The following is a 16689-nucleotide window of genomic DNA, read 5'->3' as shown; positions in this document are numbered from 1 at the left end:
ATAGTTTCTGTGAAGTACATCAAATCCCTCTTTATATTATTGTTGGTAGGTGCCACGCTCGGTGCAGCGGCGGTAGTGGGTATCTATTTTTATATCAAACCCGACCTGCCGAGCGTCACTGTCTTGAAGGACGTGCGCTGGCAAACACCTATGCGCATCTTTACCCAGGACGGCAAACTGATTTCCCAATATGGGGTTAAACGGCGGATTCCGGTAAAACTTGAGGACGTTCCGCAGGATTTGATTAACGCTATTCTGGCAACCGAAGACAGCCGCTTTTATCAGCATAAAGGTATAGATCCCATTGGATTGGGGCGTGCCGCATTCAATCTGATGCTGACCGGAGAAAAGCAACAGGGTGCCAGTACGTTGACCATGCAGCTGGCGCGGGGCTTTTTCCTTTCCAGAGAAAAAACCTACATTCGCAAGATCAAGGAAATTTTTATCGCTTGGCACATTGAGCAGGTGCTGAGCAAAGACGAAATTCTGGAGCTTTATCTGAATAAGGTTGAACTCGGGCACCGCGCATTCGGTGTCGGAGCTGCGGCCCAGGTGTATTACGGCAAGCCGCTCAACGAACTGTCGCTGGCACAGTTGGCGACGATTGCCGGATTGCCCCAGGCTCCATCTGTACTCAATCCTATCAGCCGGCCGGACAGGGCCAAAGAGCGTCGCCGGATTGTATTACTGCGGATGCTGGATGAGAAATTCATAACCCGGCAGCAGTTTGACCAGGCCGTAGCCGCGCCTGTTACGTCATCCAGGCACGGTGCCGAAATTGAACTGGATGCGCCTTATCTGGCCGATATGATTTATAACCAGATGGTAGAAATTTACGGTAAGGAAGAAGCGGAAACCGGCGGTTACCAGGTATACGCTACCGTGCCTTCCGATTTGCAGGTAGAGGCCCAGAATGCTGTGGTGCGTAACCTGCATGACTATGACGAGCGTCATGGCTATCGGGGGCCTATGGACTACCTGTGGAATAAACCGGCAACGGAACAGGATGAAGCCGAGGGTAACGACCCGGGTGAATCTGACGATTTCTTCACATCCGAGCCGGAAAATGAACCAGCTCCGCGGATAAACAGGGAAGACTGGGATCAGCAAAGTATTCTTGAGGCGCTCGCAGAAGTTCCCCGCATCAATCCGCTGCTTCCCGCTGCAGTAATGGCAGTCGCCGAACAGTCTGTTACCGTGCTGGATGCAGATGGCATTGAGCGCGAGCTGGAATGGCAGGGGCTTGATTGGGCAAGGCCTTATATAACAGATAGCCGGCAAGGGCCGGAACCTGAAACCGCAGGTGACATTCTGACCGAAGGTGCGGTGATCTATGTGCGCCTGCAGGAAGGCAGCTGGCGCCTGGCACAACTGCCCGAAGTCAGCGGTGCTTTAGTGGCGCTGGATCCACAAAACGGCGCGCTGCGTGCAGTCGTTGGTGGGTACAGTTTCTATCAGAGCCAGTTTAACCGGGCTACCCAGGCTAAACGCCAGGTTGGGTCCAATATTAAGCCATTTGTATATTCAGCCGCGCTGGAAAATGGCTACACGCTGGCTTCCATCATCAATGATGCCCCGATAAATCAGTGGAACGCCGCGACCGGGGTGGCCTGGCGGCCGGAAAACTCCCCAGCAGAGTATGACGGGCCAATCCGTATGCGCGTAGCTCTGGGTAAATCGAAAAACGTAGTTTCGGTGCGTCTGCTGCGGGGTGTGGGCCTGCGTCAGACGGCCAATCATATTGCCAAATTTGGCTTCAACCCAGAGGACATTCCACTGGATGAAACCCTGTCATTGGGTTCAGGCTCACATACCCCATTGGAAGTCGCTCGTGGTATCACTGTTATTGCCAACGGTGGTTACCTGGTTAACCCTTATTTTATTGAGCGGGTGATGGACGATCAGGGCGTATTGATGTGGGAGGCCGATCCGGTCTGGGCGTGTAACCCTTGCGAGGAGTCCCAACCTGTTTCTTCTGAGCCGGATGTGGAGGCCCAACTGGCTGCAGAGTTTGGCTTACAGGTAGCTTTCAAGGAGGAAGAGGAAGCCAGAGAAAAACGTGCTGCCCCTCAGGTAATAAGCGCCCAGAATGCGTTTCTGGTTGCGGATATGATGCGCACTGGCGTGCGTTCCAACGGTGACTGGAATAAGAAAACCTACTGGTTGGGAACCGGGTGGCGGGCCAGAAATATACTTGAGCGCACCGATATTGGCGGTAAGACGGGTACGACCAACGATTCCCGCGACACCTGGTTCAGTGGTTTCCATAAGGATCTGGTGGCTACAGCCTGGGTTGGGTTCGATGACATGAACCGTCAGCTCGGAAGGGCAACCCGTAACCAAAACCTGATCAACCGCAACCCGGAAAAATTCAACTGGATTGGCAATGCACTGGTAGGCACAGAAGACGGTGCTAAAGCGGCCGGGCCTGCCTGGATTCGATTTATGCAGAGTGCGCTGAATGGCAAGCCTGAAAGCCCAATCCCGGTACCGGATGATATTGTGCGGGTCCGAATCGATCGCTCTTCCGGAAAGTTGACCCGACGCACAGACCATACCACACTATTCGAATATTTCCTGCAAGGCACGGAGCCGCAAGCTTACGTTCTTGAAAACGAGGTGCAGGATTTCACAGAACGGAAAGTCGAAACCAAACCTGAGCCTGAAGAGATATTCTAATAACCCGCTCGATGGCTCAGAAATACCATTTGCCTGATTTAACCCGGATTAAACATGCCAGAAGAATCTAATAGATATCTTTATATTCCACACTCTGGACCCTCACTACTGGAAACACCACTGCTTAACAAAGGCAGTGCATTTACTGCCCGTGAACGCGCGGAGTTTAACCTGACAGGTTTGCTGCCTCCCCGATATGAAACCATCGAAGAGCAAGTCGAGCGCGCTTACATGCAGTACAGCAGTTTTGAAGAAACGATAAACAAGCACATATACCTGCGCGCGATTCAGGATAACAACGAAACCCTTTACTACCGTCTGATTCAATCGCATATCGACGAGATGATGCCCATCATCTATACCCCAACAGTCGGCGATGCCTGCGAGCAGTTCAGCGACATTTACCGCAGTTCCCGCGGGCTGTTTTTGTCCTGGGAAGAGCGTGATCAGCTGGACGATATTGTTCGCAATGCTACCAAGCGGAAAGTGAAAGTCATTGTTGTGACGGACGGAGAACGCATATTGGGGCTGGGAGACCAGGGTATTGGTGGAATGGGGATCCCAATCGGGAAACTTTCCCTGTACACCGCATGTGGCGGTATAAGCCCGGCATATACGCTGCCTGTCATGCTGGATGTGGGTACCAATAACCAGAAATTGCTGGATGATCCTATGTACATGGGCGCCCGCCACCCTCGGATTGGCCAGCAGGAATACGACGAATTCATAGAGCGATTCATTAAAGCTGTTACCCGGCGCTGGCCGGATGTGATGATTCAATTTGAAGACTTTGCCCAGCCAAACGCAATGCCCATTCTGAATCGCTATCGTGAACAGATTTGTTGTTTTAATGACGACATCCAGGGCACAGCCGCGGTTACTCTGGGCACCATTCTGGCTGCCTGCAGGATGAAAAAGCAAACCCTCTCTGAAATGAAGGTGGTGTTTGTCGGTGCCGGTTCGGCCGGGTGTGGTATTGCCGAAATGCTGATACAGCAGATGTGCCATGAAGGCCTCTCCGATGAGCAGGCCCGCAAACAGGTATTTATGGTGGACCGTTATGGTCTGGTGTGCGAGGGCATGGACGGCTTACGTGACTTCCAGCAGAATCTTCAGCAGAGTGCGGAAGATATTGCCGACTGGAGTTACAGTGGTGATTACCCATCATTGCTCGATGTAATGAATTGTGCTCAGCCAGACGTGTTGATTGGGGTATCGGGGCAGCCGGGGTTGTTTACCGAACAGGTTATTCGGGCGATGAAACAGTATTGTGACCTTCCCATCATCTTCCCGCTCAGCAATCCCTCCCGCCAGGTTGAGGCCCGCCCTGAGCAGGTTATTGAATGGACGGAAGGTGAGGTTATTATCGCGACCGGGAGCCCGTTCAAGCCGGTTGAGTATAATGGCAAGCGTTACCCGGTTGCACAATGCAACAACAGCTACATTTTTCCGGGCATCGGATTAGGTGTTCTGGCTTCCAAAGCCAGCCTGATCAGCGATGAGATGCTGATGGCTGCTTCCAATGCACTGGCCGATGCCTCGCCCTTGGCAAATCATGGTTCAGGAGAGCTGTTGCCACCGCTGACCGAAATTGCGTCGTTAAGTAAGCGAATCGCGTTTGCAGTAGCCAAAGTTGCGATGCAACAGGAATTGGCTCTGGAATTGTCTGATGAGGCGCTGGAGGAAAGCATCGAGCGCAATTTCTGGACTCCGCAATATCGCCCTTACAAACGGGTTAGTATCTAGCCTTATGCAAAGGCAGGGAATTTCAGTTCTCTGCCTTTTTGGTGTTACAAAGATAAAAAAGCGTTGATTGTCGCATGGCGTTCAACGTTTTTTTATGCCCTGAAGTTACACAGCGCTAACCCTTCAACAGCACAATTTCCTTGTAGTGTTGACAATTGGCATCACCTCTCAGATTCAGGTTTGTTAAGTATATCTTTGCATATCTTTGTCAAAAACCCGCATACCTGTGAGCCTGTCATCGCCAATTTCTGTGAGCTAAGCTTCGCTACGCCAGTTCTGCAACAGTGTATTAGTGCCCTGGGTGCAGTTTGGGCTCGGCTTTAAAGTATTTGCAATCAATATGATAGATGTAAACGGTGGCAGTTTTTCTGATGTTAATCGCGTTTGAACCTAGTTGGGTTAGACAACAGGATCTGCAATATCCGTTAGGCTGAATTCAGGAAGGCAATTTTGAAGCTATGGTAAATAGTCGAAGGGTGGTTAGGGCAATAAATCTACTGTTAATCAGTTGATTAATGGCAGTTCACTCAGAGTGTTGCAGGTTGGCAACATGTATCTGAACATTCTTTCGCTATAAACCACAGTTATTTTTTTAACTGTATGAAAATTAATGTTTTTTCTTTGTTGGCACAATGTTTGACTCTCAACAGGGAAAGAGCATTTAAATATGATGCAATACAACAAGAGGTACGTGGTTTGTTGATATCAAATAATAAGCAACACAGCGCTAAAAACTCCAAACTGGCTAAAATTTTCTCCCGCACTGCTCTGGTCGCCGCCGTTTCGGCGTTGGCTGCTTGTGGTGGCGGAAGCGACTCTCCTGCGCCGACGACCAGTGTGTTCAGTCTGGGTGTTTCCGATGCGCCGGTGGACGCGGCTCAGGAAGTGAATGTGTATTTTGATGAGGTCGTTCTGGTTGGGAACGGTGACCCCATTACCTTCAATGTCACGGACGAAAACGGCGATCCACGTAAAATTGACCTGTTAACCCTGCAAGGTGAAAACGTTGCCGGCCTGGTTACGGAAGAAGAAATTCCGGCTGGCGAATATTCTCAGCTTCGCCTGGTGGTGACTGACGACTCTTATGTGGTAATGGATGATGGGACTTACTCGCTGAAAGTACCCAGCGGCCAGTTGAAACTGGACGGATTTACGGCCCAGCCAGGGTTTGATGCTGCCTATACAGTAGAATTTGATTTGAGAAAATCCATGGTGGACCCGGTAGGTCAGGAGGCCATTTACCTGAAACCTCGTGGCGTGCGCCTTGTGTTGAATGACGACGTGGGCACCTTGAGCGGCACGGTGGATGAAGCCCTGATCACAGCGGAAGAATGTAGCGTTAAGACCGACGCCAACAGTGGTAACGCAGTGTATGTTTATTCTGGCGCTGACATTGCCACTGAGGCCCTTGGCGATGATGCTGATGCCGGTGTGGATGACACTGAAGCGCGTCCGTTTACCATTGCTACGGTGAATTTGAACGAAACGACTATGGCTTATGAGTTCAATGTAGGTTTTGTTCCCCAGGGTGACTACACGGTAGCATTCAACTGCCTGGCAGAGTTCGATCAGCCAGAAACTGACGAAGACGAAAACGTCTCAGTAGCGGCAGTACAGACGGTAACCGTGGTTGCCAAAGAGACAACTTCGATAGCTATGACAGCAGTAACCAACTGATTTCACAGTTTGCGGGCAACGGATTGTCCGCCTTTTATTTCCAAAGCAAGCGTATCAGTCGCTTGCTTTTTTATTTGATTCTCTCAATTAACTGACCCAAAGGCTGTCTGACGGGGTACAAGTACCCATCAGGTTCATCCATACAAAGGGTCTTCCCGTGCCGCAAGAAGAATACACACCACCCAAAATCTGGCAATGGCAACAGGACGGCAGCCGCTGGTCGAAAACTAACCGGCCGGTCGCAGGGCCAACACATGAGCATGCGCTTCCTATAGGCAAGCACCCCATTCAGCTATACTCACTGGCCACCCCGAACGGGCAGAAAGCAGCCATTATGCTCGAAGAGTTACTGGCAATGGGTTTCGAAGGTGCACAGTATGATGCGCACCTGATCCGCATCGGCGAGGGGGACCAGTTCTCTTCCGGGTTTGTTGATGTAAACCCCAACTCAAAAATACCAGCTCTGATGGATCACAGTGTTGCGCCCGCACAAAGGGTGTTTGAATCCGGCTCGATACTGCTGTATCTGGCGGAAAAGTTCGGTGCACTGATACCCCAGGCGCCAGCGCACAGGGCGGAATGTCTGTCCTGGCTATTTTGGCAGGTGGGTTCTGCGCCATTTCTGGGCGGTGGATTCGGACATTTTTACAGTTATGCGCCATACAAAATGGAATATCCGATTAACCGTTATGCCATGGAGACCAAGCGCCAGTTGGATGTGCTCGATAAGCACCTGTCAGCCCGCAGTTATCTGGCGGGTGATGAGTACAGCATTGCTGATATTGCCACCTGGACCTGGTATGGAGGTATGGTGTTGGGCAAGCTTTACGATGCGGCGCAATTTTTACAGGTTCAGGAATACGGGCATGTTCTTCGCTGGGCGACCGAAATTGCCGCGCGCCCGGCAGTAAAGCGGGGCATCATCGTGAATAAAACCAGTGGCGACGGGCCAAAGCTGGAAGAGCGTCACAGTGCTGCAGACATCGATGATGCGCTTAAAGCCTATGTTGGGTGAGTGATTCTCTACTGACTGAAGCGTGCCGCCGGAAAAATTCGCTGACCATCGGCCACAATGCGCTACATCTGCGGGAGAAAAACTTCATATGGCCGATTTCCCGCAGGTTATTGGCTTCCGGGTGCAGCACTTCAAAGCTATTGTCAGCATGACGAAACACCGAAGCCATGTTATGCACATTGGTATAATTGGCAATATCGTCGTCGCTGGCGAGCACCCAGTGAATCGGGGCGCGAACATCTTCATACCAGTGCTGAGCGATCTCTTTACCGAAGCCTGTTACTGCGTACCCCTGACCATTGCACCAGCGCCTCCACTGACTCGCAACACGCTTCGGTAGAGGCTCACCCATGTTCAGCCATTGGGCATGGGTATGCCCCACCAGCAGGTTACTCAGAGGAATGAACAGGTTCATAAAGAAATGCGCTTTGAGTCGGTAGGGCATCGCCATATTGTCCAACTGGCCGGATGAACTGCCAAAGTTGAATATGGCATTGAATTGCTGAACGTTCGGCATTAGCCCGGCCAGTTGGCCTCCTGCACTGTGGCCTAAAAGGTACAACGGCGCATCGGCAACGTGTTGCCTGAGCGCCGATAAGGCTGCCGGCATGTCAAGACTGCCCCATTGCACCAAATCCGCCATGCAGTCGGAAACGGAGCCGTGCAGAGAGTCGCCAATTCCTCGGTTGTCGTAGGTCAGAACAGTAAACCCCTGACTACTAAGGTAGCGGGCAAAGTGGTGATAGAACTGACGCTTTACACCAGTAGCAGGGCCAATTAGCACACCTCCGGCAGGGGCATGCTTTGCAGCGTATAGCGTGGCTGCCAGTAAAGTTTGGTCGGCACAGTGAATAGTGAGGTTAGTACACATTTTGAACTAAGGTTAACTGCTCTGATCGAACCAGTTAACCTTAATTTGGGTGTCGTCGCAAGCGTCAGACGATTGGCAGCGTAAATACTTTGGAGTTGCGCTGGTAGTTGTACAGTTCCTGCTTGGCCGACGGCAGTGCGGAAATGTCGGCCGGCTGAAAGCCCTGTTCCAGAAACCAGTGTGCGGTAACGGTGGTGAGCACGAACAGGCGTTCAATGCTGGCAGCCAGCGCGCGTTTTTTCACTTCGTCGAGGATCCGCTCGCCGCGGTTTTTGCCCCGGTAGTCAGGGTGTGTTGCTACGCAGGCCAGTTCAGCGCAGCCATCATCGGGGTAGAGATACAGGGCCGCACAAGCGATGATCATGCCATCGCGCACAATCACGATAAACTGATTGATTTCATTTTCGAGCCGTTCCCGGGAGCGCTTCACCAGTACACCGCTTTCTTCCAGCGGCTTTATCAGATTAAGAATCCCGCCCACATCCTCGATGGTAGCACCGCGCAACTGTTCATAATGGTGTTCCATAACCAGTGAGCCGGTACCGTCGCGGGTAAACAGTTCCTGCAGCAAGGCCCCGTCTTTCTCATAACTGATGCAGTGTGCACGCGGCACGCCCGCAGCAACGCTGGTGGTCAGGGCCCTGAGTACGGTAGATTCGGTTTCAATCTCACCGTTAAAAATCAGTTGCTCCAGTTGTGGGCGTTCAACCGTGCGCAATAATTTACCTTCGCGGTTGAAAATGCCGTCGTAGTTGGAGAATACGATCAGTTTGTCGGCCTTCAATGCAATGGCAGCCTGTGTGGCGACGTCTTCATGGGAAAGGTTGAATACCTCGCCGGTAGACGAGTAGCCCATAGGCGACAACAGTACGATGGAACCGTCATTAAGATGGTCGTTTATGCCCGTGGTGTCGATGCGGCGCACCAGGCCGGTATTCTCAAAATCCACCCCATTTCGTACGCCCATGGGTTTGGCTACCACCAGATTGCCGGAGCAAACCCGGATTTGCGCACCGTGCATGGGGGAGTTGGGCAGGCCCATGGTCAGCAGGGCCTCGATCTGTGAGCGTACCGAACCTGCAGCGTCTTTTACGCATTCGAGCGTGAGCTTATCGGTAATGCGCACACTGTCGCAGAAGCGCCCTTCAATGCCGCGCAGAGCCACCCGCTGGTCGATTTGCGGGCGGGCTCCATGCACAATCACCACCCGCGCGCCCAGGCTGTTGAGCAACGCGATGTCGTGGATGATGTTGGGAAAGTTATCGTGCTCGATAGCTTCGCCGCCAAACATCAGCACGAAGGTTTTTCCCCGGTGTGCATTAATGTAGGGCAGTGAGCTGCGAAACAGCTTAATGCCGTCGTGATGTGCAAGCACCATAGTGGCGTTATCCCAGTTTATCCAGTTCTTCAAGCTCCTGATACAGGGCCTGTGTGACAGTTTGTGCACTGGTGCCGCCTAGAATGTTACGCTGGTTTACGCCGTATTCCAGTTGCAGCACGGTATACACGTCATCGTCAATCTGATCGCAAATGCTCTTGAGTGTATCCAGCGCCAGCTCTTCAATGGCACAGCCCTGGTCAATGGCCACCAGCACAACCTTACCGGCAATGTCATGAGCAGTTCGAAACGGGATCCCTTTGCCTACCAGATAGTCGGCCAGTTCAGTTGCATTGGCAAAGCCCTGGGTGGCGGCTTCGCGGCAACGTGTTTCATTAAGAGACAGAGAATCCAGCACTTCACTGGCAATGCACAAACAGCAATGCCACTGGTTTACCGTATCTATGGCGCCTTCTTTGTCTTCCTGCATGTCTTTGTTGTAGGCCAGTGGCAGACCTTTCATGGTCACCAGCAGCCCTTGAAGGGCGCCGAACACCCGGCCACATTTGCCCCGCATCAGTTCCAGGGCGTCGGGATTTTTCTTTTGCGGCATCAGTGATGAACCTGAGGTCACTGAATCGCCCAGCTGCAGAAAGCCCGCTTCACCGGAATTGTAGAAGATCATGTCTTCAGCCAAACGGGACAGGTGCATCATACTGGTACTGGCTGTAAACAGCAGTTCGAGCACGAAGTCGCGATCGGAAACCGCATCCAGGCTGTTCAGGCAGGGTGAGCTGAAACCCAGCTGTTCGGCAATGGCTTCCCTGTCTACCGGGTAGGTGGTACCGGCCAGCGCGCCTGAGCCCAGCGGGCACTGGTTGAGGCGCTTGCGCAGGTCGTCCAGGCGTGACAGGTCGCGCTTGAACATTTCCACATAGGCCAGGCACCAGTGGGCAAAGTGAATGGGTTGGGCACGCTGCAAATGGGTGTAACCGGGAATAATGGCCTGCTGGTGGCGGCTGGCCGTGTTCAGTAATGAGCGGATCACGCCGATCACGTCCTGTTTCAGCGAGTCGATGTGTTCCCGTACCCACAGACGGAAGTCGGTGGCCACCTGATCGTTGCGGCTGCGGCCGGTATGCAGTTTACGGCCTACATCACCGAGTTGTTCAATCAGCGCGGCTTCCACAAAACTGTGGATGTCTTCTTCCGGGCTGGCGTCAAAATCCAGCTTGCCCGCTTCCGCCTTCGCAATCAACTCGTTCAATGCTGACTCAAGCTGCGACTGTTCTGCGTCGGTGAGCACTCCAGCCTTGTTTAACGCTCTGGACCACACAATGGAACCCTGCATGTCCTGCGTAGCCATAACCCGGTCGAACGGCAGGGAATCATTCACCTGCCGGAACATACTGCTGCTGTCTGCCGAAAACCGGCCGCCCCACAATGCCATAACTGACTCCTACAGACTTTGTTTCTTCAGCGCTTCAATGCGGCTGGATAAGCTGAACAGGCGAATAAAGCCTTCTGCGTGTTTTTGATCGTAAACATCGTCGGCACCAAAGGTGGCGAAGTCTTCCGAGTACAGGCTGTTGGGGGAACGGCGCTGGGTTACCGTGGCCTGCCCTTTGTACAGCTTCACCACGATATCGCCGGTGACTTTTTTAGCGAACGAAGCCGCACCTGCCAGCAGCGCATCATTAAGCGCGGTAAACCAGCGGCCATCGTACATAACGTGAGAAAATTCCAGCCCCAGTTGCTCGCGGTGCTTGAGCGCAGCCTTGTCGAGGACCATGGTTTCCAGTGCTTTGTAGGCCTTAACCAGCACTGTACCGCCGGGGGTTTCGTAACAGCCTCTGGATTTCATGCCCACCAGACGGTTCTCAACGATGTCGATGCGGCCTACACCATGTGCGGCTGCCTTCTCATTCAGCTTAACCAGCGCCTGATAAGGCGATAGGGCTTCACCATCCACGTGGGTGAGTTTGCCTTCGTTGAACGTCAGCATCACACGTTCTGGTGTGTTTGGGGCATCTTCCGGGTCAACCGTGAGAGTCCACACCTGTTTGGTCGGCTCCTGCCATGGGTCTTCCAGCTCACCGCCCTCGTGGGAGATGTGCCAGGCATTGGCGTCACGGCTGTAGATTTTGGTTGCCGAGGCAGTAGTAGGAATGTTGCGCTCGGCCAGATAGGCCAGCAAATCTTCCCGCGAAACCATGTCCCATTCCCGCCAGGGCGCGATAACGGTCAACTCCGGCGCCAACGCGGCAAAGGTGCTTTCAAAGCGCACCTGGTCATTGCCCTTTCCGGTACAACCGTGGCACAGGGCATCGGCACCCACTTTGCGCGCAATGGCCACCTGCGCTTTGGCGATAACCGGGCGCGCCATTGAAGTGCCAAGCAGGTATTCACCTTCGTAAATGGCACCGGTGGTGATGGTGGGAAAGATGTATTCAGAGACAAATTCTTCTTTCAGATCGACGATGTAACATTCACTGGCGCCGGAGGCGAGGGCTTTTTCCTTGAGTCCGTGCAGTTCTTCGTCACCCTGACCGACATCGGCGGCAAAGGCCACCACTTCACAATCGTAATTCTCTTTCAGCCAGGGAATGATGGCTGAAGTGTCGAGGCCGCCGGAATACGCCAGCACGACTTTATTTATTTTTTGCATAAAACTCTGTCCTCTCAGGAACTTAACAGATGAGTAAGAATAGCATTCTGACCGTGCATACGGTTCTCTGCCTGTTGCATCAGCAAAGAAGCATCACTGTCGATCAGTGAGCCGGTAATTTCAAGATCTCTGTGCGCAGGCTGGCAATGCATCACATACGATGCCCCTGTTTCAGCCATCAGGGATTCGTTAACCTGATAAGGCGCAAAGGTATCCTTGATGGCGGCCAATGGGGTGTCATCGCCCATCGAAAGCCAGGTGTCGGTGTAGATCACGTCGGCACCTTTGGCGTCTTTCATGCTTTGGCTGACCACAATGGTTGCGCCGGTTTGAGCGGCAATACTTTGCGCTTTGGCGATAATGTCACCATCGGCCTCGTGGCCGGCGGGGGTAACCACAACCTGGTTACAGCCCAGCAGTGCACCGACAATCAGTAGGGAATGGGTGACATTGTTGCCATCGCCTACATAGGCAAGCGTCAGGCCTTCCACCTTGCCAAAACGCTCATACAGCGTCAGATAATCGGCCAGTGCCTGACATGGGTGGTACTTGTCACACAAAGCGTTAATAACCGGTACGCTGGCCGCCTGGGAAAATTGCACCAGGGTTTCATGGGAAAAGACCCGGGCAACAATGGCATCAGCCCAGCAGGCCAGATTGGCGGCAACGTCTACCGCGTCTTCGCGCCCGGCCAGTTTACCGGCCTGACTGTCGAGGTAGACCATATGCCCACCCAGTTTGTTTATACCGATATCGAAACTGACGCGGGTTCGCAGCGAAGGTTTTTCAAACAGTGCTACCACTGATTTTCCCGCCAAAGCGCTGGCATACTCAGCCGGTGAATTCTTGATGGTCACTGCCAGTGACAACAGCGCTTTCATGTCTTCGGGAGACCAGTCGGCAAATGTAAGCAAATCCTGTTTCATTGTGCTTCTCCTGACGGCCCGGTATTTGGCTGGATACGGGTTCCTGTCTGCTCATTCAGTATGGCTGACAAAGGCGCCGCCCAACTGGCAATGGTAACCGGGCGTTGTAGTGTAGATGCCGCCAGCAGGGCCGCATCAGTTTTGACTTTCATGCCGTCGGTGATGACCTGCTCACAGACCAGTTGTTCAATCTGCCCGGCTGTGAGTGAACCCAGCAATTGTTTGTCCTGGTTGAGAACACCCTCAACATTGGACAGCAGCAGTAACTCGCCGTTAACCAGCTGGGCGATAACCGTTGCAGCCTGGTCTGCATTAATATTCAACAAACGGCCGGCAGAGTCGCAACCAATAGAGCTGATGACCGGCAGCATGCCTTGTTGCATAAGCAGCTCGAGTAATGCCGGGTTGTTGGCTTGTGGAGTGCCTACCGCACCATAAATTGGATCAATGGCCTCGCATTTCACCAGATTGCCGTCCAGCAGAGACAGGCCAACCGGAGTTAACTGACAACTGACCGCCAGGCCACACAGGGCTTTGTTTGCACTGCCGGCCAAAGCTCCGCAGATGTAAGGCATGTGTTCATCCGGGGTCACTCTGAGGCCGTCTATTTTTTTACTCTCCAGCTGCAACGCTGCCATCAGCGATTCCACCAGCGGGCCACCGCCGTGTACCAAAACTACCGGGCGGTTGGCTGAAACGGCTTTTATTTCGCTCAGCAATGCAGTGGCAGCAGCATCTTCCATCAGCGCACCGCCCACTTTGATGACAATTGGCGACAAGGTCATCATAAAATCAACCCTTTTTCAGAGGGCAGGCCGCATAGGAGATTGGCACATTGTACCGCCTGAGAGGCTGCGCCTTTCATTACGTTGTCGATAGCCGACGCTATCACGGCATAGCCGGATTGTTCATCGAGTTTCCAGAACAGGTCGACAAATGGAGTGTGAGCCACATCGTCCACCTTAGGGAAGGATTCGCGCAGGCGCACAATCGGGCTGTTCCCATAGGCCTGGCGGAACGCTGCGTTCAAATCACTTTGTTGCGTACCGGCGGCGGTTTTCACCGTGATGGTAGCCAGAATGCCACGTTTGAAATTGCCCAGGTGAGGGGTAAATACTACCGGAGTGCCAAGATAGGCTTCAATTTCCGGCGTATGGCGATGGCCCAATACCCCATAGGCCTGCAGGCTGACTTCATAGAAGCTGGTAGTCAGGCTGGCTTTGCGCCCGGCACCGCTGACGCCGGAAACGGCATTAATTACAGGGCGAACACTGGTATCCAGCAATGAGGCATCCGCCAATGGCTTTAATGCACTGAGAGAGGCCGTTGGGTAGCAGCCCGGCACGGCTATGATATGCGCAGCGGCGATCGCTTCGCTGTACCATTCGGCCAGTCCATACACTGCTTGGTCCAGGCAAGCTGCGGCGGTGTGTTCAAACCCGTAATGGTTTGCAAATACGTCACGTTCCTTTATGCGGAAAGCACCGGATAAATCCAGTACCCTGGCATTGCCGCTGCTAAGGACGGGCATCCAGTCGTGGCTTGCCTCGTGAGGGGTCGCAAGAAAGACAAGATCCATTGTCTGGCTCAGTTCCTTGAGAACCAACTCATTGATTGGCTGTACCTTGTATTGGTGCAAATGAGCCAGTGAACCGTGCAGCTGGGCCATGGATTTTCCGGCGTCCTGACTGTTTTCAGAAACAAAAGTATGCACCAGCTCCATGTCCGGATGCTGATGAATCAGGCTTACTAACTGTGCGCCTGTGTAACCACTGGCACCAATAACCGATACTTTTTTCATAGTTAAAATGAGTTCAAAAAAATCGAAGAGATAAAGGAAAAAACCACTTTTTACCTTTGTTCCCGGTAAGGAATTCCTTTAACCGTACAGCAGTACAAAGGTAAAAAGTGCGCTACCGTAAATGCAACGACGCGCGAACCAATGGTCGTCGCGAAAAGTGCAGTGTGTAGCCAGCCAGGGGAGAGCTAAACTGTTTTACTGGGTCAACCCGCTGATAATGCCTGCTGGTTGGTAAATTCATGTGTTAATCCTATCCTGCTCTCTTGTTGACCGCTTTTGTGATTCCGGAAGCGGGGCCGTACAAGAGTTTATTAAACCGGGGCCTATCTTACTGATAATGAATTTTTATGCAATAAAAATGTATAAATATTTTTGTTGGATGTGTGCACTTGAACCACAGTAATAGCGCGTTTTTGTGACATCTTATTGACAAACAGTACTATTGCCTTAATTATTTCCAGCGACAATTTTTACTGATCACTTGCTGCTCGCATAAAACTGCATATCATTTGAAATTACTGCCGGGTGAGCCAAAACAGGACATTATTATGAAGAAGTACAGGATTGCACTGGTTGCTCACGATCATAAAAAGCCAGAGTTGCTGCAATGGGTGAACAAGCATATTGATGTGATGCGTAAATGTTCCATCGTTGCCACCGGAACCACAGGCGGCCTGATTGCTGACAATACCGGCCTGACCGTGACCCGTTTCAAAAGCGGCCCGTTGGGCGGCGATCAGCAGATTGGTGCCCTGATTGCCAATGGCGAACTGGATGCTCTGTTTTTCTTTTGGGATCCGCTCAATCCAGCGCCACACGATCCCGATGTGAAAGCGTTATTGCGGTTGTGTTCGGTATGGAATGTGCCGGTTGCCTGTACCGCTGCTACGGCGGATATGGTGGTGACGTCCCCGCTGTTTTTGTCGGATGACTATCAGCCGGTAAAGCCAAGCTACGATCGTTAAAAACAAAGAAGGGCAGATCATGATTGCTCTGCCCTGAAGGGGTGTCGGAACTTTTCGTTAAACCTGGTAAGACAGGCTGCAGTTATCCACGGTGCTTGCGCTGTGGGCCAAAGGTTTCCAAATCATCAGCCAGTTCCTGACGCTGAGCCTCGGTCAGCACAGCCATCATTGAGGCTCTAAGCTGAGCCATGGCAACAAAGTTTTCTACCATCTGTTGTTCGTGCTGCTTAACCAGTGCTAGCCATTGGGCTTCGTCCAGCTGTGGCTGTTTGATCAGGCTTTTCTCCTGCTTGCGAAAGCCTTTCTCTGAGACCATTGCCCGCTTTTTCAGTTCTTTACGCTGTTCTTTCAGCGCAGTCATCTGAGCATTCTGTTCTTCGGTCAGTTCAAAGCGGCTGAGTGGATCGCGATCCTTTTTCTTGTCTTTTTTAGCGATGTCGCGATGATGTTCTCTGCGCATCTCTGAAAGCGCACTTTGTTGCTCCGGAGTCAAAAGATTGTAGAGCTGATTTTCCAGTTGAGCGACTCTGAGTCGCATCGGACGGCGTTTTTCCATTCCCGCTGCTAGTTTGTCTGCCATCGCCTGGGCGTCTACCTCAGTGGCAACCAGTCTATCAGGCGATGGTGCTGGATGCATTTTGCCGCCATGGGGCTTGTCAGCCTTCCGTGCTTTGGCTTCCTGACGAAAATCTTTCATCAGAAGGCGTACATCTTCTTTTTGCGCCTGGGTTAAATCCAGTTTTCTGAGCTGTTGCAACATCTGGACTTTTGGGCCGTCATGAGGGGCCTGCGGTTTGGCTTGCACACCGACAGTGAACAGAGCAGAAAGTGTTACAGCAATTAGGGTACGTTTTAACATGGTGAGTCTCCTGTTTTGAACACTGACAGTTTAGGCCGGTGAAATGCAAAGTTGGGCAAGCAAAATGTAAAGCTTGCGTAAAGATTGGTGTGCCTGATTTGTGTGATGACCTCACAAACAGTAGATTTACCCCAATGGCTCCGCTACGGAAGCGATTTTAGCGG

13 protein-coding genes are annotated in these 16689 nt (G+C 52.3%); 5 read left to right on the top strand and 8 right to left on the bottom strand.

Going from position 1 to position 16689, the window contains the following annotated elements:
- The first annotated feature begins 9 nt into the window (after positions 1-9).
- From DXV75_RS06845 to yghU, 4 genes are all read left to right on the top strand, one after another.
- Entirely contained in the window at positions 10-2679 is a 2670-nt protein-coding gene (locus tag DXV75_RS06845) for a penicillin-binding protein 1A (RefSeq protein WP_115592650.1), read from the top strand.
- Between the two features lie 54 nt (positions 2680-2733).
- Positions 2734-4425: an NAD-dependent malic enzyme gene (locus tag DXV75_RS06840; RefSeq protein ID WP_115592649.1), complete on the top strand. Its 1692-nt coding sequence runs from the start codon at positions 2734-2736 to the stop codon at positions 4423-4425.
- A 696-nt stretch (positions 4426-5121) separates the two neighbouring features.
- Complete coding sequence (locus tag DXV75_RS06835) at positions 5122-6102, top strand: DUF4382 domain-containing protein (protein ID WP_245953141.1); 981 nt, start codon at positions 5122-5124, stop codon at positions 6100-6102.
- A 157-nt stretch (positions 6103-6259) separates the two neighbouring features.
- Positions 6260-7117 (top strand): glutathione-dependent disulfide-bond oxidoreductase, encoded by an 858-nt coding sequence (yghU, locus tag DXV75_RS06830; protein WP_115592647.1) that lies wholly within the window; start codon positions 6260-6262, stop codon positions 7115-7117.
- On the opposite strand, the gene DXV75_RS06825 is transcribed toward yghU, so the two are convergent.
- The 7 genes from DXV75_RS06825 to argC form a co-directional block, all read right to left on the bottom strand.
- The gene (locus DXV75_RS06825) at positions 7098-7988 is read right to left on the bottom strand and encodes an alpha/beta hydrolase family protein (RefSeq protein ID WP_115592646.1); all 891 of its coding nucleotides are present in this window, start codon (positions 7986-7988) and stop codon (positions 7098-7100) included. The genes yghU and DXV75_RS06825 overlap by 20 nt on opposite strands.
- A gap of 64 nt (positions 7989-8052) precedes the next feature.
- The gene (gene argA / locus DXV75_RS06820; protein WP_115592645.1) at positions 8053-9366 is read right to left on the bottom strand and encodes an amino-acid N-acetyltransferase; all 1314 of its coding nucleotides are present in this window, start codon (positions 9364-9366) and stop codon (positions 8053-8055) included.
- A 7-nt stretch (positions 9367-9373) separates the two neighbouring features.
- The gene (argH, locus tag DXV75_RS06815; RefSeq protein WP_115592644.1) at positions 9374-10756 is read right to left on the bottom strand and encodes an argininosuccinate lyase; all 1383 of its coding nucleotides are present in this window, start codon (positions 10754-10756) and stop codon (positions 9374-9376) included.
- A 9-nt stretch (positions 10757-10765) separates the two neighbouring features.
- Positions 10766-11974, bottom strand: a complete 1209-nt coding sequence (locus tag DXV75_RS06810; protein ID WP_115592643.1) for an argininosuccinate synthase — start codon at positions 11972-11974, stop codon at positions 10766-10768.
- A gap of 14 nt (positions 11975-11988) precedes the next feature.
- The gene (locus tag DXV75_RS06805) at positions 11989-12900 is read right to left on the bottom strand and encodes an ornithine carbamoyltransferase (RefSeq protein WP_115592642.1); all 912 of its coding nucleotides are present in this window, start codon (positions 12898-12900) and stop codon (positions 11989-11991) included.
- Positions 12897-13685: an acetylglutamate kinase gene (gene argB, locus DXV75_RS06800; protein ID WP_115592809.1), complete on the bottom strand. Its 789-nt coding sequence runs from the start codon at positions 13683-13685 to the stop codon at positions 12897-12899. The genes DXV75_RS06805 and argB overlap by 4 nt, the downstream gene beginning before the upstream one ends.
- Positions 13685-14701, bottom strand: a complete 1017-nt coding sequence (gene argC / locus DXV75_RS06795; protein ID WP_115592641.1) for an N-acetyl-gamma-glutamyl-phosphate reductase — start codon at positions 14699-14701, stop codon at positions 13685-13687. Before argC ends, argB begins: the two co-directional genes overlap by 1 nt.
- Before the next feature lie 548 nt (positions 14702-15249).
- On the opposite strand from argC, the gene DXV75_RS06790 reads away from it, so the two are divergent.
- Positions 15250-15666, top strand: a complete 417-nt coding sequence (locus DXV75_RS06790; protein WP_115592808.1) for a methylglyoxal synthase — start codon at positions 15250-15252, stop codon at positions 15664-15666.
- Positions 15667-15748: 82 nt separating this feature from the next.
- On the opposite strand, the gene DXV75_RS06785 is transcribed toward DXV75_RS06790, so the two are convergent.
- Complete coding sequence (locus tag DXV75_RS06785; protein ID WP_115592640.1) at positions 15749-16525, bottom strand: Spy/CpxP family protein refolding chaperone; 777 nt, start codon at positions 16523-16525, stop codon at positions 15749-15751.
- Positions 16526-16689 lie beyond the last annotated feature (164 nt).

Source organism: Alteromonas aestuariivivens (assembly GCF_003367475.1).
Classification (GTDB): Bacteria; Pseudomonadota; Gammaproteobacteria; order Enterobacterales; family Alteromonadaceae; genus Alteromonas; species Alteromonas aestuariivivens.
Note: the sequence above shows the minus strand (reverse complement) of the source record. Positions and strands in the feature narration are given on the sequence as shown.

Coding starts and splice junctions, on each gene's coding strand:
- argA (WP_115592645.1), bottom strand. CDS start 9,366: ATGGTGCTTGCACATCACGACGGCATTAAGCTGTTTCGCAGCTCACTG.
- argB (WP_115592809.1), bottom strand. CDS start 13,685: ATGACCTTGTCGCCAATTGTCATCAAAGTGGGCGGTGCGCTGATGGAA.
- DXV75_RS06790 (WP_115592808.1), top strand. CDS start 15,250: ATGAAGAAGTACAGGATTGCACTGGTTGCTCACGATCATAAAAAGCCA.
- argH (WP_115592644.1), bottom strand. CDS start 10,756: ATGGCATTGTGGGGCGGCCGGTTTTCGGCAGACAGCAGCAGTATGTTC.
- DXV75_RS06805 (WP_115592642.1), bottom strand. CDS start 12,900: ATGAAACAGGATTTGCTTACATTTGCCGACTGGTCTCCCGAAGACATG.
- DXV75_RS06785 (WP_115592640.1), bottom strand. CDS start 16,525: ATGTTAAAACGTACCCTAATTGCTGTAACACTTTCTGCTCTGTTCACT.
- DXV75_RS06810 (WP_115592643.1), bottom strand. CDS start 11,974: ATGCAAAAAATAAATAAAGTCGTGCTGGCGTATTCCGGCGGCCTCGAC.
- DXV75_RS06840 (WP_115592649.1), top strand. CDS start 2,734: ATGCCAGAAGAATCTAATAGATATCTTTATATTCCACACTCTGGACCC.
- argC (WP_115592641.1), bottom strand. CDS start 14,701: ATGAAAAAAGTATCGGTTATTGGTGCCAGTGGTTACACAGGCGCACAG.
- DXV75_RS06825 (WP_115592646.1), bottom strand. CDS start 7,988: ATGTGTACTAACCTCACTATTCACTGTGCCGACCAAACTTTACTGGCA.